The sequence below is a fragment of the Fulvivirga kasyanovii genome (assembly GCF_009711405.1).
GTDB lineage: Bacteria > Bacteroidota > Bacteroidia > Cytophagales > Cyclobacteriaceae > Fulvivirga > Fulvivirga kasyanovii.
On the sequence record NZ_SMLW01000646.1, the window covers coordinates 9,445 to 33,875 of the forward strand.

At 46.0% G+C, this 24,431-nt stretch carries 16 protein-coding genes; 8 read left to right on the plus strand and 8 right to left on the minus strand.

Annotation, left to right across the window (positions count from 1 at the left end):
• The first annotated feature begins 109 nt into the window (after positions 1-109).
• Entirely contained in the window at positions 110-901 is a 792-nt protein-coding gene (locus tag E1163_RS23310; RefSeq protein ID WP_185156188.1) for a metallophosphoesterase family protein, read from the plus strand.
• An 8-nt stretch (positions 902-909) separates the two neighbouring features.
• On the plus strand, positions 910-1,515 hold the full coding sequence (locus tag E1163_RS23315) for a hypothetical protein (RefSeq protein ID WP_155174885.1): 606 nt from the start codon (positions 910-912) through the stop codon (positions 1,513-1,515).
• Positions 1,516-1,590: 75 nt separating this feature from the next.
• On the opposite strand, the gene E1163_RS23320 is transcribed toward E1163_RS23315, so the two are convergent.
• The 3 genes from E1163_RS23320 to E1163_RS23330 form a co-directional block, all read right to left on the minus strand.
• Positions 1,591-3,966: an Ig-like domain-containing protein gene (locus E1163_RS23320; RefSeq protein ID WP_155174886.1), complete on the minus strand. Its 2,376-nt coding sequence runs from the start codon at positions 3,964-3,966 to the stop codon at positions 1,591-1,593.
• A gap of 84 nt (positions 3,967-4,050) precedes the next feature.
• Positions 4,051-7,320, minus strand: a complete 3,270-nt coding sequence (locus E1163_RS23325; protein WP_155174887.1) for a glycosyl hydrolase family 18 protein — start codon at positions 7,318-7,320, stop codon at positions 4,051-4,053.
• A gap of 174 nt (positions 7,321-7,494) precedes the next feature.
• Complete coding sequence (locus E1163_RS23330) at positions 7,495-8,703, minus strand: BaiN/RdsA family NAD(P)/FAD-dependent oxidoreductase (protein WP_155174888.1); 1,209 nt, start codon at positions 8,701-8,703, stop codon at positions 7,495-7,497.
• 168 nt (positions 8,704-8,871) lie between these two features.
• On the opposite strand from E1163_RS23330, the gene E1163_RS23335 reads away from it, so the two are divergent.
• Positions 8,872-10,407: a GH3 family acyl-acid amido synthetase gene (locus tag E1163_RS23335; RefSeq protein ID WP_155174889.1), complete on the plus strand. Its 1,536-nt coding sequence runs from the start codon at positions 8,872-8,874 to the stop codon at positions 10,405-10,407.
• A 211-nt stretch (positions 10,408-10,618) separates the two neighbouring features.
• Here E1163_RS23335 and E1163_RS23340 read toward each other — a convergent pair whose 3' ends face one another.
• On the minus strand, positions 10,619-11,605 hold the full coding sequence (locus tag E1163_RS23340) for an NAD(P)H-quinone oxidoreductase (protein WP_343033935.1): 987 nt from the start codon (positions 11,603-11,605) through the stop codon (positions 10,619-10,621).
• 191 nt (positions 11,606-11,796) lie between these two features.
• On the opposite strand from E1163_RS23340, the gene E1163_RS23345 reads away from it, so the two are divergent.
• Positions 11,797-12,783 (plus strand): EamA family transporter, encoded by a 987-nt coding sequence (locus tag E1163_RS23345; RefSeq protein WP_155174890.1) that lies wholly within the window; start codon positions 11,797-11,799, stop codon positions 12,781-12,783.
• A 130-nt stretch (positions 12,784-12,913) separates the two neighbouring features.
• Positions 12,914-14,347, plus strand: coding sequence for an MATE family efflux transporter (locus E1163_RS23350; RefSeq protein ID WP_155174891.1), 1,434 nt, complete (start codon positions 12,914-12,916; stop codon positions 14,345-14,347).
• Positions 14,348-14,351: 4 nt separating this feature from the next.
• Here E1163_RS23350 and E1163_RS23355 read toward each other — a convergent pair whose 3' ends face one another.
• Entirely contained in the window at positions 14,352-14,699 is a 348-nt protein-coding gene (locus E1163_RS23355; RefSeq protein ID WP_155174892.1) for a winged helix-turn-helix transcriptional regulator, read from the minus strand.
• A 90-nt stretch (positions 14,700-14,789) separates the two neighbouring features.
• Between E1163_RS23355 and E1163_RS23360 the strand changes: the two genes are divergently transcribed.
• Positions 14,790-15,161, plus strand: coding sequence for a DoxX family protein (locus tag E1163_RS23360; RefSeq protein WP_155174893.1), 372 nt, complete (start codon positions 14,790-14,792; stop codon positions 15,159-15,161).
• A 142-nt stretch (positions 15,162-15,303) separates the two neighbouring features.
• Here the strand turns inward: E1163_RS23360 and E1163_RS23365 are convergent, their stop codons facing one another.
• Both E1163_RS23365 and E1163_RS23370 read right to left on the minus strand, forming a co-directional pair.
• Complete coding sequence (locus E1163_RS23365; RefSeq protein ID WP_155174894.1) at positions 15,304-16,053, minus strand: carbon-nitrogen hydrolase family protein; 750 nt, start codon at positions 16,051-16,053, stop codon at positions 15,304-15,306.
• Positions 16,054-16,141: 88 nt separating this feature from the next.
• A complete protein-coding gene (locus E1163_RS23370; protein ID WP_246223851.1) occupies positions 16,142-16,741 on the minus strand; it encodes a hypothetical protein in 600 nt (199 codons plus the stop codon).
• A 118-nt stretch (positions 16,742-16,859) separates the two neighbouring features.
• Here E1163_RS23370 and E1163_RS23375 point away from each other — a divergent pair, with 118 nt between their 5' ends.
• Together E1163_RS23375 and E1163_RS23380 are read left to right on the plus strand one after the other, a co-directional pair.
• Positions 16,860-18,182: a DEAD/DEAH box helicase gene (locus E1163_RS23375; RefSeq protein WP_155174895.1), complete on the plus strand. Its 1,323-nt coding sequence runs from the start codon at positions 16,860-16,862 to the stop codon at positions 18,180-18,182.
• A gap of 86 nt (positions 18,183-18,268) precedes the next feature.
• Positions 18,269-19,885, plus strand: coding sequence for an ABC-F family ATP-binding cassette domain-containing protein (locus tag E1163_RS23380; RefSeq protein ID WP_155174896.1), 1,617 nt, complete (start codon positions 18,269-18,271; stop codon positions 19,883-19,885).
• A gap of 49 nt (positions 19,886-19,934) precedes the next feature.
• Here the strand turns inward: E1163_RS23380 and E1163_RS23385 are convergent, their stop codons facing one another.
• Positions 19,935-23,912, minus strand: a complete 3,978-nt coding sequence (locus E1163_RS23385; protein ID WP_155174897.1) for a two-component regulator propeller domain-containing protein — start codon at positions 23,910-23,912, stop codon at positions 19,935-19,937.
• Positions 23,913-24,431 lie beyond the last annotated feature (519 nt).

Here is a 24,431-nt window from a genome sequence, read left to right on the forward strand (position 1 = left end):
CTGTATTAAATTCTTCACTAAACTCCCCTCTATTGGCAAATGCGGGGCAAAAAACCCGAACAATTTTTTTATCCCCCCGTTGTAATGAAAGGTCGAGAAGATAGAAAAAATGAAAAACCCCATATTATTTACCGTGCTTACTTTAGCATGCACGGCCTGTTTTGAATATAATCCTAACCAGATTATTCTTGAGGACGATGAAAAAAACCTTACTTCCAAAAATATTGCGCTGATACAGAAAAAACCCGCGCCCGAAACTATAAGGTTTGTATTGATGGGCGACACCCAGCGGTTTTATGACGAAACGGAAGATTTTGTAAAAAGTATCAACCAATATGATAACATAGATTTCGTAATCCATGCAGGGGACATATCCGACTTTGGCCTGGCACAGGAGTTTCAATGGGTACATGAGATCATGTCTAAAGTTAAATTTCCCTACCTTACAGTGATCGGCAATCATGACCTGCTGGCCAATGGCAGGAAGGTCTACAATGAAATGTATGGAGCACTCGATTATTCGTTTGAATACGGCGACTACAAATTCATTATGCTCAACACCAACTCCCGGGAATATGAGTTTGACGGCACTATTCCTGACCTGATATGGCTTAAAAACCAGCTTGAGGATAATCCTGAGAATAAAAAGGTCATTGTCATATCACATATCCCGCCGTTTGACGGCGATTTTGACCCTGACCTGGAAGAAGCCTACGCAAAACTGCTGGCAGATGATCCCAATGTTTTGTTCTCATTGCACGGCCACCGTCACTCCTTCTCTGACGATGAATATTATGATGATGGTGTGCGCTACTTTGTTACCACCACCACACAAAAAGGTGGTTATGCCATAGTTACGCTGGCCCCAAATGATGCCCAAATAGAAGTCGTTAATTACTAAAACCAACCATGAAGATAATAGCTCCCATACTGCTTTTATTCACCAGTATATTGATGGCCAGCGGACAGGACCTGGATAGCGAAGCCCCAGGTAAAAAAAGCTGGCTCATCCCGGATCATATGAAGGTCCAGTTTGCCGGCAATATCGGTTTTCTCTCTGTAGGTGCAGGCTATCTGCATGGCAACGACAAACTTGAAACAGACCTTTATGCCGGATTTTTGCCCAAAAGTATCGGAGGTGACCATATAATAAGTTTAACCACTAAAATGACCTACTCACCATGGAAGTTTGCCATCAATGAAGAGTATACCGTTATACCTTTTTCTATTGGCCCTTACCTGAGCTACTCATTTGGCAGCCAGTTTGATACCCTGCTCCCCAATGAATACCCGAAAGGTTACTACTGGTGGGCCACATCCCTGCGGTTCGGTGCCTTTGTGGGAGGACGGGTACAAATGGACCTGGGTGCTCAGCAACGCGTTAAATCCTTTGACTTTTATTACGAGCTTGGCACATACGACCTGGAATTTCTGAGCTATATGCAGAATCAAAAATCCTTGCAGATCTCAGATATATTCAGCCTTGCTTTGGGCGTAAAATTAAGGCTTCATTAAAAGCGAATCCCGGAGAAGACATTAAAACAGCCTCCCCCGGGATTCTTCAAGTAATTAACCAATCAGTGTAAAACGTTATTCTTTGTACATTTTAAAGTTACTGACTTCTTCGCCTGAGGTAAGTCTCAGGAAGTAAATGCCTGTAGGTACATTCCCAGCATTCCATTGCACAGAATAATGACCGCTATTCAATGCCTTATCCATCAGTACGGCTACACGTTTTCCAACATTATCAAAGACTACCAGTGAAGTATGACCGGCCTTTTCTACATGAAAATCGATGGTAGCTCCATGTGAGAAAGGGTTTGGATATCCACCAATGGCCTTCTCCTGTACAAGAGAGGATTCTTCCACTGAAGCAATTCTTGCAGATACTGCTGCACCGTCCAATGCATCCAGGTACGGTCTGTGGCTGTTGGAGAACTCATAGCCATTGGCAATGTCCCAATTGATAGACCAGGTCATCAGGCCTCGGAAATCTGCATAGCCGCTAGAGTTTATCAGGGTATAGCTCCCGCCAAAAGGTATACCTTTTATCAGGTAATCCAGAGCCTTATGTACATTGGCGGGTGTGGTGTATCCTCCTCCTGCGGCGGCCGGGGCTGCAGGCAGGCCAATGGCTACCTGGTCTACCCTCAGAGCAGGGAAGTCAACAGGATTGCTGGCTACAGGGAACCCCTGCAAAAGCATTTCTGCCATGGCCACATGGAAATCAGGTGTGCTTTGCGAGTAGCACCTGCCATCAAGCCCTAGCATACAGCCGGAGTTGTAATGCTGTACATGGATGTAGTCCATTTGGTTTCTAAAGGCATAGATCACCGGCAGATATGCCCCATAAGCGCCTGCGTAGGTACTATAGCCACCCTGCACAAAGGCTGTTTCCGGAGCCATGGAAAGTATAAAATCGGAGCCGAAGCTGTTAACTACAGTTTGTGCACCGGCTATGAAATGCACAATCTTAGGCGAGGTCGGGTTTCTGAAATCGGTATCACCGGAGGCCAGAGACAATGAGCTTCCTTCCAGGTCAATATCCATACCGCTGAAACCATATTCATTGATGAGACTAATCATACTGCTGCTAAACTCCTGGGCATCTGCGCTGCTGCTGACATCAATGGCACCATTGGCACCTCCTATGGAGATCAACACCTGCTTACCCCTGCTCCTGAGCAAAGCCACATCATCTTTAAACTCCTGAACGGAAGGGTAAATGGCCGGATCGGGCGTAAAAACTATATTCGAACCTGATGGGGTGGATGGTTCTGCAAAAGCAATGTTAATCACATCCCATTTATCGGAAACGTCCCTGAGCTTGAGGGTACCCGAACCATTATCAAAATTGTGCCAGTAACCGACCATAATCCGCTTGGGAAGTTCTCCGTCACCACCACCGCCGGAAGACTCTACAGTAATGGATACCGCAGCGGAAGTTGTAGAGCCACCATCATTATCCGTAGCTTTGGCCGTCAGCGAATAGTTACCCGCCAGGCTGGTCCAGTTTACCTGGTATGGACTGGAGGTGTCCTCGCCAATTTTAGTACCATTCCTGAAAAATTCGACCTTGGAAACTGTGCCGTCTGTATCACTGGCAGTTGCTGATATACTTACGATATCACCTGCCGTATAAGTGCTGCCATTTGAGGGGGCTGTAATACTCACCGAAGGGTTTTCATTGTCACCTCCGCCACCGCCATTGCAGTCGCCTATGTAAGTCCATGCATCCTGCCAGTGCTGGCCTTCACCGGGAGCATAAGCCCAACCGGCACCCGAAGAACACCAGCCGGGAATATCGCAACGGTATTTCTTATTGATATTCTGTACCTCCTGGTCCTGGCTGTAAGTAGTACCAGCCACATATTGAGGCAGGCCGGAGCAGCTACCATCATTCCCTGAGCCGTTGACCGTTACCGATACAGCAGATGAAGTGGCACTCGCCCCTTCATTATCAAACGCTTTGGCCGTAAATGACAAACTACCGGCACTTACATTGCTAAGCGTAAAGCTATAAGGTGCCGAACTGTCTTCGCCAAGTTTGGTTTGTCCCTGGTAGAACTCCACTTTGGACACACTCCCGTCCGCATCCGAGGCACTGGACTGGATCAGGATGTTGTCGCCTTCTGTATAGGTAGCTCCGTTTGCCGGGGCTGTAAGCGATATAGAAGGAGGTTGGTTGGTACCTCCTCCGCCGCACGGTCCCAGATTGGTCCAGTGCTCGTAAGCATCAGAGTATTCCTCCGGATTATTGTTTTGAGTCCAGTAGTTTGCCCGGTACTTATTACCGTTGTATTGCACTTCCGCCCCTCCGGTGTAGACCTCAGATGAGCTCCATGCCGGGACACCGCTACAATCCAGCTCATAAGCAGATAATTGTCCCGGTAGGGTAAAAAAGGCCAGCATTGCTATTAAAAATACTGCAATGAAGCCTGATATATGTTTAGATATATATTGCATATGGATAATCTTAATAATTGTAAATCAATGATTTTAGAAGGGACCGGCCTGAAATGCACCAGACCGGCCCCCGGGGAAAGAAGATTATTTTTTAAACATTCTGAGGGTAATAATTCGCCCTCCCGACTTCAACTGACAGTGATATAAACCATTTGGCAGACTGCTGGTATTCAGCTCATAGTGATGTTTCCCAGCTTTCAATTCTTCGTTTACCACGCTGATCACCTTGGCTCCCAGGCTATTGTAGATCACGAGGCTAACCGGGCCGTTTTCAGGAACAGAAAAATCGATAACTGTGTATGCCGAAAACGGGTTAGGGTAATTTTGCTTTAAGCTGAATGATGAGGAACCCGAATCGTCAGCACCCAGGTTTTCTGACGATGCTGTTCTGGCAGCAGCACTGCCGCATGCTCCTATGTTCGTCCAGTGCTCATACTGCCCGGAGAATTCCTCAGGATTATTGTTTTGAGTCCAGTAATTGGCCTGATATTTATTGCCATTGTACTGCACCTGGTCGCCTCCGGTATATACTTCGGAAGCAGACCACACAGGCAAACCTCCACAATCGCCCCCACCGGTAGTAGTTACCGATATAGCTACGGCGGTGCTGGTTCCGGTGGCTCCATCATTATCCGTAGCACGGGCTGTCAACGTATATGAGCCTGCACTAACATTGCTCCAGATAACGGTATATGGGCTGGAAGTTGCCTCTCCTATTTTAGTGCTTCCATGGAAATATTCAACTTTAGTGACTGTTCCATCGCTATCGCTGGCCGAAGCTGTAAGGGTAATATTATCGCCTTCATTGAAATCAGCACCATTGGCGGGTGATGAAACAGAAACCGTCGGCGCCACATTGTCCGGGTCCGGATCACCATCACCACAATCACCAAGCAGCGACCAGGCATCCTGCCAGTACTGTCCTGCTCCCGGTTCATAGGCCCATGCTGCGCTTGATGAACACCAGCCTGGCACATTACACCTGAATTTTTGGTTCAAATTCTTTACTTCCTGGTCCTGACTGTAGCTGGTACCGGCAGCATATTGCGGCAGACCTGCGCAACCTCCACCGTCAGAAATCTCTACAGTTATATTAACAACACCTGATGTTGTGGTTGCACCGTCATCATCAGTAGCGCGGGCGGTGAGCGTATATGAACCTGCTACAGCTCCATTCCAGGTATAGCTGAAAGGTGCAGAAGCATCTTCCCCTAGTTTGTTCGAACCTTCGTAAAACTCGACCAGCACTACGGTACCATCGCTATCCGAGGCATCGGATGCAATGGTGATGGCGGTACCCTCGGTAATAGTAGCACCCTCGGCAGGACTTGTAATGGACACGGAAGGAGCTTGGTTTGATCCCGGCTCATTAACAGAAATGCTCACGACTGCCGAAGTTACAGACGCATTGTCGTCATCAGTAGCTACTACAGTCAGGTCATGGGAACCCAATGCTGCGCCAGACCAGGTAAAACTGTATGGAGCCGTAAGGTCTTCACCCAATTTGGTTTGTCCTGCATAAAATTCCACCTTGGAAACCACACCGTCGGCATCTGATGCGGTGGCCGTGATGGTGATATCCGCACCCTGTTCAAAGCTATTGCCATTACCCGGGCTGGTAATACCTGCCACCGGCGGGTTATTCGGACAGCTTGGGGAACAGCCTCCGGCCATGATACCCTCATATATTTTATCAATCAGGGAGTTTGGACCCGAAGGTACATCCTGAGTCGACTCCCAATACATGGCACCTGCCAGATTATTGCTATGGATGTAATCAATTTTGTAGTCAAGAGACTGGTTATCTTCATAAGAAATGAAGTGTCCTCCCATTTGATTAGGGTTATAGAGATAAGGCACTTTGGCTACATCATCCCAATAGCGGGTATAGCCATTTTTATTGATATAGTCCGATACAAGGTCTTTATAATCATGCACCCCGGAAGGCTGGCCCGGTTCATCCCATGAGCCTGGAGGCGGCTGCGTGGCCGTAGAGGGCTGATACAGCCCGTGGGAATCTCCTGCCTGCACATTGCGCCACTCACGGCTGTAAATAGGCAGGCCCGCGGTGATCTTACTGGCCGGCGCTCCCTTACTGATGTAGTGCATAATTGCCGAGTTGACATTAAACTTTGGGTCTATGACCGGAGAACCGTCAGGGTGGTTGCCTACACCGTCACCGGCACTGTTATACAAAGGGGCATGGTGGCCAGTATAATTGGCCCAGGCACCATTCATATCATAAGTCATGATATTGACCCAGTCTGCCACACTAAAGAAACCGGGTACATCCATGGCATCAATCTTCGAAGTTCCTGCCCCCACTGCTGCTGTGATGTAGTAATATTTGCCATCAATAGCCTGCTGGGCATCAAGTTCGGCACGTATGGCCTGCACAAGCCTGGTGTAATTGACCCCATCTTCAGGGCCACCCTTTCCGGCGTCATTTCCGCCTCCACCGGGGTATTCCCAGTCCAGGTCTACACCGTCAAATTTATACTTTACCAGAAACTCCCGGACAGATTCGGCGAACGCCTGTCGGTTGGCAGCCGTGGCCGCAGCCTCATAAAAGTGTGTAGACCACGTCCACCCACCCACTGAGATCAGGGTTTTCAGGTGAGGATAGTACTGTTTTAGCTGATAGAGCTTATCGAAGCTACCGCCTTCTTTTTGCAGATCGGCAAATTCATCCCCAACCACAATATGATAGTTGGAAGGGTTAATATTGGCAAAGGCAAAGTTGATATGAGTCATTCTGTCTGCCCTGATATCTTCAACATGGAAATCCCGGCCATATACACCCCAGGAAATATAGTAGGCAATGATCTTTTTAGAGGGATCATAACCTGATGCAGGGGCACATTCCGGCTGACCACATGGTGAAGGGAACAAAGGACTGAGGTTCTCCACCTCAAAACCTGCCTCGCTGATATTGGAGCCATGTATTGAAGCATTGAAAGGTGGTATGGAGATGCCTGCATATTTGGCATTCACCGAAATATCCACTGAGGCATTGGCCCCCAGTGAAGTACCCCCACCCCATGACGGCGGCGTCCACTTATACCTGTTATTCCCCAGCGATGAAATGGTACCGGAGTAACTGGTCACCTGGGAATAATATGGGTCCAGTTCAAATTCGACATAGTAATCTTCAATAGCTGTCGATGTATTGTTGGACACTTTTAATGTCCCCGTAAAATCGGGCATCAACCGTTGGCCCTGGGTCCAGGTACCTGAAAAATCCTGGGCCGTAACAGTCCCGAACGCAGTAAGGAATATAAGTGCCGGAAGCAGGTGTTGTTTAAAGCAAACTTTGAGTAAAAGACATAATTTTTGGTAAGGTAATTTGGTCATAATAGTTGGTTTTAGGTTGTAAAATCGATAGGTGTTTGTGCACCAATAACCTATGATTTATCAAAATCAGCAGCTAACTCCAACTTTATTAGCTGAATGGAAGGAAAGTGTAGCTAAGTGCAGGCAGTGGCTCACGACGAAGCCCCAAAACTACCTGAATTACAATGGATCAACCTATTTCAACTGGCCTGCAATATAGCCCGTTGTCCAGGCCGCCTGAAAGTTAAAACCGCCGGTAACGCCATCAATATCCAACACCTCTCCTGCGAAGTAAATGGCAGGCATTTTCCGGCTTTGCATGGTACTGAAATCAACGTCCTGCAGGCTCACTCCGCCGCAGGTCACAAACTCCTCCTTGAAGGTAGTTTTACCGCTGACTTCGTAAATGTCATTGATGAGGATATTTACCAATTTATTGTGTCCCTTTTTCCCAAGTTCACCCCATGTGATGTCTTCCCGCAAGTCTATCTTGGCAAGTAGGAAGTCCCACAATCGGTTAGGAATATCGAATGGATTGGCATTCAGCATTTTCTTCCGGGTGTAGTTTGTAGCCTGCTCTGAAAGCACTTGCTGTATTTCAGCCTCTGTGAGGTTGCCAAGCCAGTTTACCTGGACCTTGAAATTATAATCGAGTTGGTTCAGTACCCTGGCCCCATAAGCTGAGAGCTTCAATATAGCGGGGCCGCTCATGCCCCAGTGCGTGATCAGCAGAGGGCCTTCTTCCTTCAGCTTTGTACCCTGAACGCGTACTGCTGTATGACTAACGGAAAGCCCCATAAGCTTCTTAATCGGTTCCTGAGGCATATTAAAAGTAAACAAGGATGGAACAGGATGTTCAATCGTATGCCCCAACTGCTTTAGCCATTCAAATCCCTCGGGTTTAGGGCTGCCTCCGGTAGTTATGATTACCTTGCCGGCGGTGATGATCTGCCCATCCTTACTCTCAAGATTGTAACCTCCGGCATCAGGACGAATGCTAAGTATCTGAAAATTCTGCTTTATTTTAACGCCAAGTGTTCCCGCCTCCCTGATGAGACAGTCAATGATGGTTTGGGAACTGTCGGTAACCGGGAACATGCGGTTGTCGGGCTCAGTTTTTAATTTTACCCCCCGATTTTCAAACCAGTTGACAGTATCCTGAGTAGAAAAGGTGCCAAAGGCTTTTTTCAACTGCTTGGAACCTCTGGGGTAGAACCGGGCCAGTTGGGAAACATTAAAACAGGCATGGGTTACATTGCACCGTCCACCGCCGGAGACCTTTACTTTGGACAGCAGCTTACCTGACTTTTCGTAGAGGGTGACGCTGGCATCCGGGTGATGCTGTTTCGCTGATATTGCGGCAAAAAAACCGGCGGCACCGCCGCCAATAATGGCTATTTCCATTCCTAAAAAATTCAGCCCTAAAGCAAACCAATAAGTTACACAAAAACCACATATTGTAGAAGAAAACTCCCTGCCTGCCAGTGTTTTTCATGCGCTAACCTGCTTTATACCACCAATTCCGGATCAGGTACTATTTTGGCTTCTACCCTACAAAAACGAGTTAAATCAATGACCATACTTGGAAATATAATCAAGAAGGCTATAGAACTTAAAGGCAAACTCTCCGGCGATGATGACCCGCTGGAGCTTCAGGAAAAGACACTTTACCAACTGCTGGACAAAGCCAGAGATACTGAATTTGGTAAACATTATGACTTTAAAGGCATTTTGGAAAGCGATGACATCAGGAAAGCACTTGCTGCCAAGGTGCCTGTTCATGACTATCATAAAATGCACAACGAATGGTGGCATAAAATGGAGCAGGGCCAGCCGGATATCTCCTGGCCGGGGAAGCCGAGCTACCTGGCCCTGAGTTCGGGTACCACGAGTGGTAAAAGCAAAAAAATACCAGTAACTGAGGACATGCTACAGGCCACCCGGCAGGCCAGCTTACAACAGATTACCTGTCTGTCAAACTTCAACCTCCCGGCAGAGTTTTTCGAAAAGGAAATCATGATGCTCTGTAGCAGTACCAACCTCAATGAAGATGGTGTTTACCCCGTAGGTGATATTAGCGGCATAAGCGCGGGCAACATCCCATTCTGGTTCAGAAACTACTGTCGCCCCGGTGAGGAAATATTTAATATTGACGACTGGGACCAGCGCATACAAAAAATAGCCGAACAAGCACCAAAGTGGGATATCGGCGCGCTTTCAGGTATCCCGTCGTGGATTGAACTTATGCTCAGGAAGGTTATAGAATATCACGGGCTAAACAATATCCACGAAATATGGCCTAACCTGAGAGTATATGCTACCGGCGGAGTGGCTTTTGGCCCATACCAAAAAAGCTTTGAAAAACTGCTGGCGCAACCGCTCGTTTACATCGACACTTACTTTTGCTCCGAGGGCTTCCTGGCATTCCAGGCCCGCCCTGAGACTGACTCCATGAAGCTGGCACTGGATAATGGGATTTACTTTGAGTTTGTCCCTTTTGTGGAAGAAAATATATTACCCGACGGATCGGTAAAGCCCGGTGTTGAGGCTTTAACGCTCGAAGAGATCAAGGAAGGTGAAGAATACGTATTACTGATCTCCAGTGTGTCAGGCGCATGGAGATACGTACTGGGAGATACGATAAAATTGACGAGTAAAGAGCACTATGAAATAGACATTACAGGTCGTACCAAGCACTTCCTAAACGTTGTAGGCTCCAAGCTATCGGTAAATGATATGAACACAGCTATACAAACCCTGGAAAAAGAGCTTGGGGTAACCGTTACCGAATTCACAGTAGCTGCAGTTAAACAAGAAGACCAATACGTTCATAAATGGTATTTAGGCTCAGAAGACCTCAAAGACAGGGATTCTGCGCGGGTACTCATTGATAAAACGTTACAGAACATCAACCACAACTACCAAACTGCCCGTGAACAGGCCTTGTCGGATATAATTATTGAAGTGGTAAGCCCACATGCATTCTACGAATGGAACGAGATCAAGAACAAAAAAGGCGGCCAGGTCAAAACCCCAAGGGTGATGGACGAGGATCAGTTCAGTGAGTGGGAAAATTTCGTCAGAGCCTTAGGTGTAGCCACCAACTAAGGAATTTGGCAACTTTGCTTTCCTGGCCATTACTTCCCAGCCGAGTCTCTCGAAGATCTCGAAGAGGACTCGGCGTCCTTAGAAGCAGAAATCTACTCTTTAGCAGTAAAACGCCTGCGAAGTATCTAACTCAGTTACTTGCGCTGGCTAAAACAGTGAGCAGTCACTTCCTGCTGCCCATGTACTGTCCCCCGACCGCACACTGCAAACCCTACCCAACCGTCAACACAATCTTACCAATGTGGTTACTGCTTTCCATAAGGGCATGTGCTTCGGCAGCATTCTCCAGCGGGAAGGTTTTATGAACTATCGGCTTAATGGTATTATCAGCCAGAAATGGCCAGATATTTCGTTCCAGTTTTTCGGCAATGGCCTGTTTAAAAACATGATCACGTGCCCTTAGGGTTGATCCTGTGATGACGAGCCTCTTCCGCATGACCTTGAGCAGGTCTACCTCCGCTATTTTGCCCTTCATGGCATTGATCATCACCATCCGGCCTTCTGTTTTTAGCAGGTTGATGTTTTTAGGAGTATAATCCCCTCCTATCATATCCAGAATAATGTCGATACCTTCATTACCTGTAGCATCCATTAATATTTTTTCAAAATCTTCTTCACGATAGTTGACTGCTTTTTCTGCACCGATCTGCTCTGCAAACAGACATTTCTCAGCACTTCCGGCAGTTGTATAGGCCTTGCCTCCCATGGCTTTTACCATCTGTATGGCCGCAACACCTATGCCTGAAGTACCTCCATGCACGAGTACGTTTTCCCCTGATTTAAAGCTGGCTCTGTCAAATACATTCGTCCACACGGTAAAGAATGTTTCCGGCAGTGATGCAGCTTCAGTAAAGTCAAGTCCCTCCGGTATGGGCAGGCACTGACCGGCAGGAACGGTTACGTACTCCGCATAGCCACCACCACCCAGCAGGGCACACACTCTATCACCGGGTTTCCACCGGGAGGTTTTCTCTTTTACCTCTTTAATAATGCCGGCTATCTCCAGACCGGGAATATCGTCCGGCACTCCCGGAGGTGCGGGGTAATTTCCCTTTCTCTGAAATATATCGGGCCGGTTTATTCCTGCCGCCTTTACCTCGATCAGCACCTCTCCTTCTGACGTCCGGGGCATTTCCCTCTCCTGCACTTTCAGCACCTCAGGGCCTCCCGGACTGGTAATGACTATTGCTCTCATCATGTTATTTTTCTTCTCAACTTTTCTATTCCATAAACTTACTCTATACAGGTTTAAGCATCAACCCGGTCGACATACAGTTGATGAATTTATTTAATAGGTATGATTAAAAATTATCAATATCCTATTGCACTCATCTACGTTCAATACTCCTATATTCAAACCGTATTATAAGGCCTGGCCAAATTTATCTGATGTCAAAACTCCAACAAACCAACAAGTTACTCATTGTATTGTCTTTTGCGGCTATCTATCTGATCTGGGGTACAACTTATCTCGTCATAGCCATTGGCCTTGAAGAAATCCCTCCTTTCCTGATGGCTTCCATGCGATTTATCATAGCAGGCTCAATGCTTGCCGCATATTGTATTTACAAGAAGGAAAAGATGCCTTCGGCTACATCCATTATCAAAAATGCCATTCTTGGGCTCATCATACTGACCGGAGGCCAGGGACTTTTGATCTGGTCTGAGCAATACATCACCTCAGGCTATGCTTCCATACTTTCGGCAACATTGCCTATCTGGTTTGTGATCATGGACAGGAGCAACTGGAAAACCTACTTTTCAAGCCCTTACATCATCATGGGTGTGGTATTGGGCTTTATGGGCATATTACTTTTGTTTAAGGATACACTCAGTGCTTCTACCTTTTCAGAAAGTGGCCTTATGCAACTGTATGGTACTATTGCAGTCCTCATCGGAGCTATTTGCTGGGTAATAGGCACATTGTATAACCGCAGCAAGCCCGCACCGGGATCGATGTATTCCAACCTGGCCTGGCAGCTTCTTATGGCATCCCCGATATGCCTTTTCATAAGTTTCTCAACTGGTGAATTCTCCGGTTTTGATTTGGCAGCCGTCACCTATAAGGGTTGGTTGTCTGTTGTTTACCTGGCTATTGCGGGATCAATTATAGCATTTATAGCCTACACATGGCTCCTGACCAAACTGCCTTCTGCGATCGTGAGCACGTATGCCTACATCAACCCTGTAGTGGCGGTGATCCTGGGCTGGTACCTGGCTGAAGAAGTGGTGACCAACTTTCAGCTTATCGGTATGGTGGTTATTTTGGGAAGTGCCATACTGGTGAATATTACCAAAAGCCAGGTACAATCGAAAAGCCTGCATGAAGAAGATGAGGAGCCTGAAGTAAAACCTGTAATGAAACTTAAATCATAGCAGAGGCAAATTACGTTTATAGATATACGGAATGTCGCAATGCACCCACTAATTTGGCAGACGCGGCACCTGTTGATATTTAACGGTGTCATTAGTTTTGCTTTGATAACAACCCCTAACCACAGCTATAATGGAAAGTAAAGATTTAAATGTCGCAGAACAACCAAAATCCTTAAGAAGAAAATCGATATGGCTGGCCCTTAAAGATGCTATCCGGGGCACCGAAGCTGATTATACCCAGGTAAGTTTGAGGAAAGCTATTTTTCTTTTGGCCGTACCGATGATCCTGGAACTGGTGATGGAATCTACTTTTGCCGTAGTAGATATCTATTTCGTAGGCAAACTTGGGGCATCAGCAGTTGCCACGGTTGGCCTTACCGAGACTTATTTATTTCTCTTGTATTCAGTTGCCATGGGCTTGTCAATGGCCATTACGGCAACCGTAGCCCGGCGTACCGGTGAGAAAAACAAAGAAGGTGCCGCCAAAGCAGCCGTTCAGTCTATTTTCCTGGCTTTGCTGATCTCCCTGCCCTTTACCTTAGCGGGTATTTTCTTTTCCAAAGACCTGCTGATGCTCATGGGAGCTGACGAATGGAGCATTGCTCATGGTTATAAATATACCAGATGGATGTTGGGTGGGAATGCAATCATTGTACTCCTGTTTGTAATCAACGCCGTGTTCAGGGGAGCCGGTGACGCTGCCATAGCCATGCGAGTGTTATGGATAGCCAATGGAATAAACATTATACTTGACCCAATACTGATATTTGGCTGGGGTCCTGTCCCTGCTATGGGTATTGAGGGAGCCGCCATAGCCACTACCATTGGTCGGGGCATTGGTGTAGCTACCCAGGTCTGGGTACTGGTAAAAGGAGGAAAACATATCAGGGTAACTTTGGAGCATATCGCCTGGAATGCCAGGATCCTGATGGGTATCATACGAACTTCCCTCGGAGGTGTCGGGCAGATGATCGTTGCCATGACTTCGTGGATATTCCTGATGAGGATATTGGCAGGGATCAGCAGCGAAGCAGTTGCCGGTTCTACCATTGCCATGAGGATCATGCTGTTCACACTCATGCCGGCCTGGGGCCTGTCCAATGCTGCAGCTACTTTGGTAGGCCAAAATTTAGGAGCAGGCAACCCGGACAGGGCTGAATCTGCCGTCTGGAAGATCGGATTTTACAATATGATCTTCCTGATCATTGTGTCACTGATCTATTTTGTCTTTAACCGTTCTCTGATAGGTTTCTTTACGGAAGACCCTACCGTGATCAATATTGGTGCAGAATGGCTTAAGATACTCTCTTACTCTTATTTTGTATATGGCTGGTGGATGGTAGCCACGCAGGCGTTTAATGGTGCGGGCGATACTAAAACACCCACTATGATCAACCTTGTGTTTTTCTGGCTCATACAGATACCGCTGTCGTATTTTCTGGCCATTTCATTAGGCTGGGCACATTCCGGCGTTTTCTGGGGTATATTCTTTTCAGAAACTTCCGTTGCCTTGTTTACCTTGTACCTCTTCAAAAGAGGACGCTGGAAGCTGGCAACCGTGTAAACTATCAACTGCCCTTATGCCGCTCGCCCCAACGGTCCAGCTCCATGAGAATGTTCTTTAACGAGGACCCCTTCTCTGTGAGCTGGTACTCAACCCTTGGAGGCACTTCCGGGTAAGCAATACGGGTTATCAATCCATCGGCCTGCAATTCCTTTAGCTGGGTTATCAGCATCCGTTCTGAAATGCCCGGCAATTTCTTTTTCAATTCGCCATACCGGAGCTTTCCGTCAATCAAATATCCCAGGAGACTGAGTTTCCAACGGCCGCTTAGTACCGCCATGGCATAGGCCATTCCACAATCGGCCTCAAGGTTCTTCTTATTTAAAGTATTCGTAGATGCCTCTTTTCTCATTTCTTACAAATTAGTAGGTACCCTACAATTTAGTATGTACTTGAATAATTAAAGGTACATACTAACCTTTACAATCAAAAAAACACATTTATGAAACTCTTAATTCAAATTGTACACTGGGCGGTATATGCGTATTATGTTTATCTTTTTGGGTATGCCAGCCTGTTCAAGGTATTTCAAAAACAAAGTATGATGGAAAGTATGGATTCTCTTGGGTTTAACAAGACCTGGACATTGCTGATCGGATACGGTGAGCTTTTGGGAGTAATAGGCTTGTTAGCCGGGCTTTGGTACCACGAAATTAAAAATGCATCGATACTCTGGCTTTTTCCATTTGCTGTAGGTGCATTGATGGTACACTTTGCACACCAGGAGTATCAGTATTATTATGCGGCACTTTTGGGCTGTATCTCGTCCATTATTCTTTTGGCTACGGATAAGTATTTTAAAATAGCGCTCTGAGAAATTTACAGGGTTGGCAGCATTATTTGTTGCCAGCCCTGGCTTTTCGGTGGTATCTTTTGCTAATGGAGTATGCTCTATTGCGACATGCTCTTAACAATAGCTGGGATAATGCAATAATTAAGATACCTTTTTGAAATTTTCATGCCTCACTGCCAGTCACAACTACTTTTCCGCTCCACTCTCCATTCAGTTTTTCTATCACGAGCAACTCTTCACCCGAGGCTGAGGCTTTTGTTATCAGCTCACCTTCTTTATTCCAGAAGGCGCTTTGTCCGCCGGAAGGGCTTCCCCACGAATCTCCTCCAAAATTTGACATCAGCACGGCCATTTGGTAGCGTGAGGCATATTGGCTCAATAGCTGAAGTGCGCCACCTATACCGCCGGGCGAATAAAAGATACTGGCCAGGTAGAGGGTACTTCCTCCTGCCGCTGCCTTTTCAGGATGTTTCACATTTTCTATATCGGCACATATAGCCACGCTGATCGTCTCCTCTTCCAGCTTTATTACCGGGTCATGGTCGAAGCATGAGGAAAAGAACTGATCTTCCCCATCGTGCAAAAACTGCTTGGTGTACAGGGACAAACTGCCATCCGCCTGTATAACAAATGATCCGATATGCAATTGCCCCTGGGTTTCTACCGGGGCACCTGCTATGATGATCATACTATACTCCCGGGCAAGATCACGCAGGTGGTCCAGCCTGTCATCATCGATTGTAACTATAAAGTTATGGGCAAGTTCCCTTTCATACCCGGTAATGGAAAGCTCCGGAAACACGAGGAGCTGTACATTGTGCTCAGATGCTTCCTTGATCAATCTATAATGTTGTTCGAGGTTTGCAGGTATGTTTCCCCGCACAGGGGCAGTCTGTGCCGCAGCTATGATCATAACGCTGATGGTTAAAATTACAGGGCGAAGTAAAACATTCTCAGGGATCAAAAAACCAACGGCGCTAAATTTATTTTCAGAAATACAGCTACCTGGCTTCCACCATCATCATCACTTCTTCGGGAGGCATATACAGCCTTCTGATCTTGCTCTTGTACCTCTCGGGGAGATGGGCATGGTTTAATATATAGTTTTTGGTTTCTATGATCCTGTCTGCCAGTCCATGTTGTATAGCATGTGTGTCGGCCACACGCTCTGCGCCTATGAGATAGGCTTTGCTTAAAATATACCCAAAACCAAACTTCAATAATGAGAAGAAGCTTCTGTCTTTATAATCCATAACATGGCCGAGCTCATGCCCCAGCCAGCCAACCAGCACACCAAAAGGCACGGAATGGATAAAGATCCTTTCGAGGCCGATCTTAAAATAGTGGCTGATAAAGATCACGTATTCCCGCTTTCCCCTGCTCCGAAACATGGTTTTTACAAGCGGTTGTGCCTGCATAAATGATTTCTTGATGTTGTCCTTAAAGACGAAGTGGATCTTTGTACCCTTAAGTTCAGGGTAGTAGGACAATGCCGTTAAGATCTCCTTTCTCAGGGTATCAGGGATGACCTTGTTTTGGGCAAACTGCTCAAGGTCAACTTCCGGCATATAACTGGACGTGGCTCTGGCGGTATTATTCATGATTCAACAACTCCAATAAACGTGCCTGAGCTATTTTTCCGGGGCCAGCGGTGAAAATAATCATTCACAAACCTTTAAAATGGACTAAATTGTGTATTGATCTCCATACCTTTGAGGGATGAAGATCAACAACACTGACTTAGAGAAGTACCTCGCCCCTCTGAAAATCACCACACTTAACAGTATTCAACTGGCTTCTCTTGAGCAGTATGAACCTGGAAAAGATATGATGCTACTGGCTCCTACAGGCACGGGCAAGACACTGGCATTTTTGCTTCCGGTTTTAGACCAGCTTCAACCCGGACTTGAGGCTGTTCAGGTATTGATACTCGTTCCGTCCCGCGAGCTGGCCCTTCAACTTGAGCAGGTATTTAAAGCCATGGGCACCGGCTTCAAAATCAACTGCTGCTACGGTGGCCATTCATTCAAAACCGAAACGAACAACCTGCAGCACCCGCCTGCGGTATTGGTTGGTACGCCGGGCCGTATTGCTGACCACTTAAACAGAAGAAGCTTTGAGACCAAAAATATCCATACCATTATACTGGATGAATTTGACAAGTCGCTAGAGCTGGGATTTGAAGAGGACATGCAGTCTATCATTCGTCGTATTCCTCATTTAAAGAGCCGGATATTGACTTCGGCCACTGAAATGAAGTCTATTCCCGCTTTTGTTGAATTTTCTGAGCCAGTGGTGATCAACCACCTAGCCCAACATCCTGCACCGGATATTGAGCTGGTCAACATTCCGACGGACTCTGCGGGTAAGCTGGAAATGCTTTTTCAACTGATCTGTAACATCGGCTCTCAACCCATGCTGGTTTTCTGCAACCACCGTGAGGCTGTAGACAGGATCAGCGATCTGCTTTTCGAGCGAGGCATTATCCACGAAGTTTTTCATGGTGGTATGGATCAGGAGGAGCGCGAACGGGCACTTTTGAAATTCAGGAATGGCAGCCATTACCTGTTGGTAACAACTGATCTGGCAGCAAGAGGTCTGGACATTCCGCAGATCAGGCATATCATCCATTATCAGCTTCCTCCCAAAGAAGATGCGTTCATCCACCGCAACGGGAGAACAGCGAGAATGAATGCCAGCGGCACGGCTTACCTGGTAACTACTGAAAATGATGAAATACCGGCTTATATCAGCAAAGATATAAACGAAATGCCTTTAAATGCCGAGGCCCCTGTGCCTGAGGCTCCTGAATGGGAAACGTTGTTCATCAGTGCAGGAAAAAAGAGCAAGATCAATAAAGTTGACATTGTAGGATTGTTCCTTAAAACCGGCGGACTTGCCAAAGATGATCTGGGGCTGATTGAGGTTAAAGATCAGTATGCCTATGCAGCGGTAAAGCGCAACCGGGTAAAAGCCATTCTCCCAAAGGTCAATAACCAAAAAGTGAAGAAACAGAAGCTGCGTATCGAGGTAGCCAGGTAATTACTGGTATACAGAACCAATTTCCGGTATTCTTAGTTTTAGGGTAATTATTTAGCTAACTTTGCAGCCTTAAATTCGAGAATGGTATGATCGCAGCAAACAATGTTTCTCTACAATACGGTAAGAGAGTCCTTTTTGATGAAGTAAACATCAAGTTCAGTGCAGGCAACTGCTATGGTGTAATTGGGGCCAACGGCGCCGGTAAATCCACCTTTTTAAAGATCCTTTCAGGTGACGTTACGCCGAATTCCGGCAACGTGACTATCGAACCGGGTAAAAGGATGGCAGTACTTAAACAAAACCACTTTGAATTTGACGAATTCACTGTACTGGACACCGTAATGATGGGCCATACAAAGTTGTGGAAGATCATGAAGGAAAAGGACGAGATTTATGCCAAGCCTGATTTTTCAGAAGAGGATGGTATCAAAGCCTCTGAATTGGAAGCTGAGTTTGCAGAAATGGATGGTTGGAATGCCGAGTCTGATGCCGCTGCCCTTTTAAGTGGCCTGGGCATTGATGAGTCTGAGCATTACAACCTGATGAAGGACCTGACAGGTAGCCAGAAGGTAAGGGTGCTTCTGTCTCAGGCACTTTTTGGAAACCCCGACATCCTGATTCTGGATGAGCCTACCAACGACCTGGACATCCACACGGTGTCATGGTTGGAAGACTTTCTTCTTGACTTTAAAAATACAGTGATTGTTGTTTCTCACGACCGTCACTTCTTAGATACTGTCTGTACACATATTGCAGATATTGACTTCGGTGCCATTAAATTATTTACCGGTAACTATTCATTCTGGTACCAGTCAAGCCAGTTGGCCCTGAGCCAGCGTTCTTCTGCCAACAAAAAGGCCGAAGAAAAGAAAAAAGAACTACAGGAATTCATTGCACGTTTTAGTGCCAATGCCTCAAAATCCAAGCAGGCTACCAGCCGTAGAAAGCTTCTTGACAAGATCAATATTGAGGATATTCAGCCTTCTAACAGACGCTACCCTGCGATCATTTTTAATCAGAAACGCGAAGCCGGTGACCAGATTTTGCAGATAGAAGGCCTCAATAAAAAGATTGACGGCCGCTCGCTGATCAAAGACCTGGATATTTTTGTTAACAAGGGCGATAAGATCGCTTTTATTGGCAAAGATAGTTTGGCTATCAGCACTCTCTTCCGCATACTGATGGGTGAAGAACAGGCTGATTCAGGGGAGTTTAAGTTTGGCCAAACCATCACTACGGCTTACCTGCCCAATGAAAACGAAAAGTACTTCAAAAGCAACGATAATCTTATCGACTGGCTTAGACAGTATTCGGATGACGAAAAGGATGAGATATTTATTCGTGGCTTCTTGGGAAAAATGCTCTTTACAGGGGAAGAAACCCTTAAAAAATGTAATGTGCTTTCCGGAGGCGAAAAGGTAAGGTGTATGATTTCGCGCATGATGCTTGCCGGTGCTAACCTGCTTATACTGGACGAACCGACCAACCACCTCGACCTGGAATCGATCACTGCCTTTAACAACGCTTTGAAAGACTTCCCGGGTACTGTATTGTTCACTTCTCATGACCACGAGTTCACCCAGACCGTGGCCAACAGGATTGTTGAACTTACACCTAACGGCTTCATGGATAAGCTCATGACCTACGACGATTATATTTCAAGCGATAAAGTAGCCGCTCAGAGAGAAGAGTTAACGGCTTAATTCATTAGATTTTAGGTTCGGGCCATGCCGACAGAGGCATGGCTCCTGCCTATTTACTATCCATAGTCACCTCAAAAACAGTAAGGCCTTCGTCACACTGTTTGATTTTTATAATTCCTCCAAGCCTGTCCGCAATCAATTTGGATTCATACAGGCCCAGCCCTGAGCCTTTGGAGGCCTCAGAACCCACGAAAAACATATCAAAAACCCGATCCCTTTGCTGAACTGCGATGCCCATGCCGTTATCTGTTACAGAAATCACTACTTGTCCGGGGTTATTTCCCCTGCCACAGCTTACTTTTACCCAATGGTTTCTTTGCTCGGGATCCTGAAACTGCACGGCATTGAGTATGATATTTTCAAGCAATATCCGGAAGAGAAACTGGTCAGATTCCAGGTATACCTGCTCATCGATGTCAAATTCAAACTTAATATTGTCCAGCTCCTCTGTCTTACTGATGGACTTTACCACCTGGTCCAAAATCGATCTGATATCAAGCGGGCTTTTGGTGACCGGAGTTTTTTTGTTTTGGTGCGTACGCAGTAGCCTGCCCAGCATATGATCCATTTCAAAGGCTACTTTTTCAAGGAAATTCAAATATTCGAGCCCTTTCTTATCCTTAACCTCAAGTTGGCCAAGGTGGCACAGGCCAAGTATCCTGGCCAGCGGGCCCCTCAGGTCATGGGCCGAGCGGTAGGCAAAATCATCGAAGTTTTTGTTGGTAGCTACCAATTGTTTATACGCATCGTTGAGGTCGCGGGTGCGTTCGTCTACTTTGGCTTCCAGGTCTTTATAGGCATTGGAGTTATCAAGCCCTATGGCAATATAGGTCGCCAGTGCATTGAGCAGGTCAAACTGATATTGGGTATAATCATTTTCATTAGGACTTTGCACACTAAGCACCCCCACAATCCGGTCTTCAACCAGCAAAGGGATGCACATCAATGACATCAATAACTTCCCTTTGAAGTTATCAACCGATGAAATATATTGATGGTATTCATTCCTCACATTGCCCAGCCATACCGGTTTGCGGTTTCTTACTGCCCAGCTTGTGAACCTGTCGGCAGATACCGGATCTTCAAAGCCCGGGATTCTCTCACCTTCATAAATGTATAGCGCAAAGTTTATTTTTTCGTTTTGCTCATCGTATATACCAATACCAAACTCAGTAGCATCCATCAGGTTGTTCACGTGTTCATGGACCTTTAGTATGATCTTTTCAAAGTCCAGCATGGAGGATATCTCCCTGCCTATATCACTGATAGTACGTATGTTTTTGTAGGACTTCTCCAGCTCCTTTCGCTGCATTTCCAACTCTTCATTCTGGGCCAGGATCTCGTCGTTTTGGGCCAGCACCTCATCATTGATCATGACTACCTCTTCCTGCTTAAGTTTGAGCTGCTCGTGGGTAGCTATCAGTTTTTTGTTTTTCTCCTGCAACAGATGGCTTTTATGGTCAATCTCCGCTGTTCTTTCCTCTACCAGCTTTTCGAGCCTATCCTTCTGTTCTTTAATATTATATACCCTGTAGCGATGCACAATAATTATCAGGCCAACGAGAAAGGCCCCTGAAAGTAGTTTGAACCACCAGGTTTGCCAATAGGGTGGCGTTATAATCACGGTAAGTGTGGCAGGCTCCATTCGCCAAATACCATCATGGTTTGATGCTTTGACCTTGAAGGTGTACTCACCGGGAGGTACATTGGTATAGCTGGCGAAACGCATATTGCCTTTGGTGTAGATCCACTCCTTATCAAAACCCTCTAAAATATATGCATACTGATTTTTGGAAGGGTTTGAAAAATGTAAGGCGGCAAATTCAAAGGCTATGGAATTTTTATCAAATGAAAGCTCTATGCTATCTTCAAACTGTATATGCCTTTTGAGATAAAGCCCGCTGGACGAGTCCCGCAGGCCAACACTTTTATTAAAAAGCCTGATGTTGGTGATTGCCACCTGAGGCAAAGTCTCACTGTCAGAAACCTCTTCAGGCCGGAAGTAATTCAGCCCGTTTAAGCCTCCGAAAAACATTTCTCCATCAGGGGCTTTGTAAAATGCACCGGTGTTGAACTCATTTCCCTGCAAGCCATCATTCCGATCGTAGTTCCTGAAGGTGCCCGTAATCGGATTAAGTCGTGACAAGCCTTTGTTTGTGCTTACCCAGATATAGTGGTTGTCATCCTCCAACACACCATATGTATGGTCATTAGCTAACCCTTCGTTTACTGTATAATGCTCGAATATTTCCTTTTCCTCATCTATCAGCTTATTTAACCCACGTCCTGCTGTAGCCGCCCAAAGCGTGTTGTTATGATCAATCATTACAGATTTCACATAGTTGTCTGAAAGGCTCTCAGGGTTGTTTAGGTTGTAGTAATAATGTTTCCATTGCCCCGTAGCTTTATTATACCTGTTCAGGCCATTCCATGTACCTATCCATAAGTTTCCGTCATGGTCCTCAGCCATGGCATAGTTCACCTCCAGACTGCTTATGCTATTGTTACTTACACTGTCAGGCCTGTAGTTTATAAATCGCCCGGTTTCCTTTTCATACCTGAACAACCCTTCACCATTCGACCCGATCCACATCGTACCCTCACTGTCGCAGAAGAGCAGCCGCACGTCAAACGCTTTAAATGAATACGGATCTTCTGGATCATAAACAAACCGATTAAACTGGCCGGTTTCAGGGTCATACCAGCTTAGCCCACCATCGCTGGTACCTATCCACAATTTATTCTCATCATCAAAGCACAGGCTGCGGACCACATTGCCATTCATGGTATTCACATCCGTGGAACTGCCAAAAAACCGGGTAACTTCCCCGGTTTCACGATCTACTTTATTCAGTCCCGGGTTAGCACCAACCCAGATGTTCCCTTCCCGGTCTTTAACTATAGACCTCACAATGTTACTTGATAATGAATTAGGATCGTTTTCCTTGTACTCCATCATCTTGAATTTAGAGGCATACAGATCAAATTTATTCAGGCCTCCAAAGTAGGTACCGACCCACAATACATTCGACCTGTCTTCAAATATGGCTGTTATCCAGTTGTTGCTCAGGCTGGTCAGATCACCTTCATCCCTTTTGTATTGGGAGATGACCAATTGTCCATCGACTTCTGTTAACTTATTCAGGCCATTTCGGGTGCCTATCCAAAGGTCATCTTTGCTATCCTGAAATATTGCAGTTATCCTGCTATCTGAAAGGGTTGTTCCCCTGGCATCAGTACTGAATAATTCGAAGCCGTCCGACTTTTGATCATAAAGGTTCAGCCCTTTCTGTGTGCCAACCCAAAGCCTTCCCTGCTTATCCTCATAAATAGAGGTTATATGATTGCTACTGAGCGAGACAGGATCATTGGTATGATAATACCTTTGAAATGTCCCCTTTTCCCTTGAGTACCGGTTCAGACCATTCTCGGTACCTACCCAAAGGTTTTTATCATGATCTTCAAATATGACTGTAATGGTGTTGTTGCTCAAACTGGAAGGGTCATTGGCATAATGCCGGAAATGCTTTACCTGGCCACCTACGGTATCCACTTGGTCAAGACCGTCCGCCGTACCTATCCACAACGTACCGGCCCTATCGATAAACAGGCAATTAACATCATGTGAGGACAATTGCCCGGGGCCCTCACCTGGCCTGAAATGAGTGAAGTTATCTTTTGTAATATCAAAAAGGTCAAGGCCGACAATAGTGCTTACCAGCAACTTGTTCTGACCATAATTAAGTACTTCTGTGGTATAATTATGAAGCAGGGTATTTGATTGGTTGAGGTTGTTGGAGTAGGTTTTAAAATCATAACCATCAAACCTGTTAAGCCCATCCTGCGTTGCCACCCACAAAAAGCCCTGATCGTCCTGCGTTATGGACATGACTGTATTTTGAGAAAGGCCATCATCAATGGTCAGTCTTTCAAACCTGATGTTGTTGATCTGCGCAAAAGAGCTATGGCACAACAAACAAAATACAAGGTCTACCAGAACTATTCCTACGTACAGTCTGATTTTCATCAATTTAGAAAGCTCAACTTTTTACAAACAATTTCTACTATAATAAATATAGTCTTAATTCTGTTAATCGCGAACTTGTCAGGGATAAGTTTATTAATAATTTTAGAAGGTGCAACATTGAAAATTGTGAAGGAAAAGAGGGGACGGTTTACTGTTTACAGTTCAAAATTCAAGGTTTACAGTTTTGAAAATCACCTCGGACTCAGGACTTCAGTCTTCCAACCCAAACCACTCTGAAAAACCATCAATTACCCCTTTACCGATTACCTTGAATACTGCCAGCGGGGTCCTAGGCTGACTCTCACTTGGTATGCAAATGAACAGCAGTAGCGGCGTCATCTATTTAACTACTAGCCTTTAATTTTAATCCTTCACCGCACTAATCCTCCATTGAGGGAGGTGGCCGTAGGCCGGAGGGTGTTCTGCGCCATGCTAAGTAATACCTGAAGAACTTTGCCGGGAAACAAACCTCACCTTCTGCCCCTGGAGCAAGCGTAAAACCTGTGGAGTAAATGGATT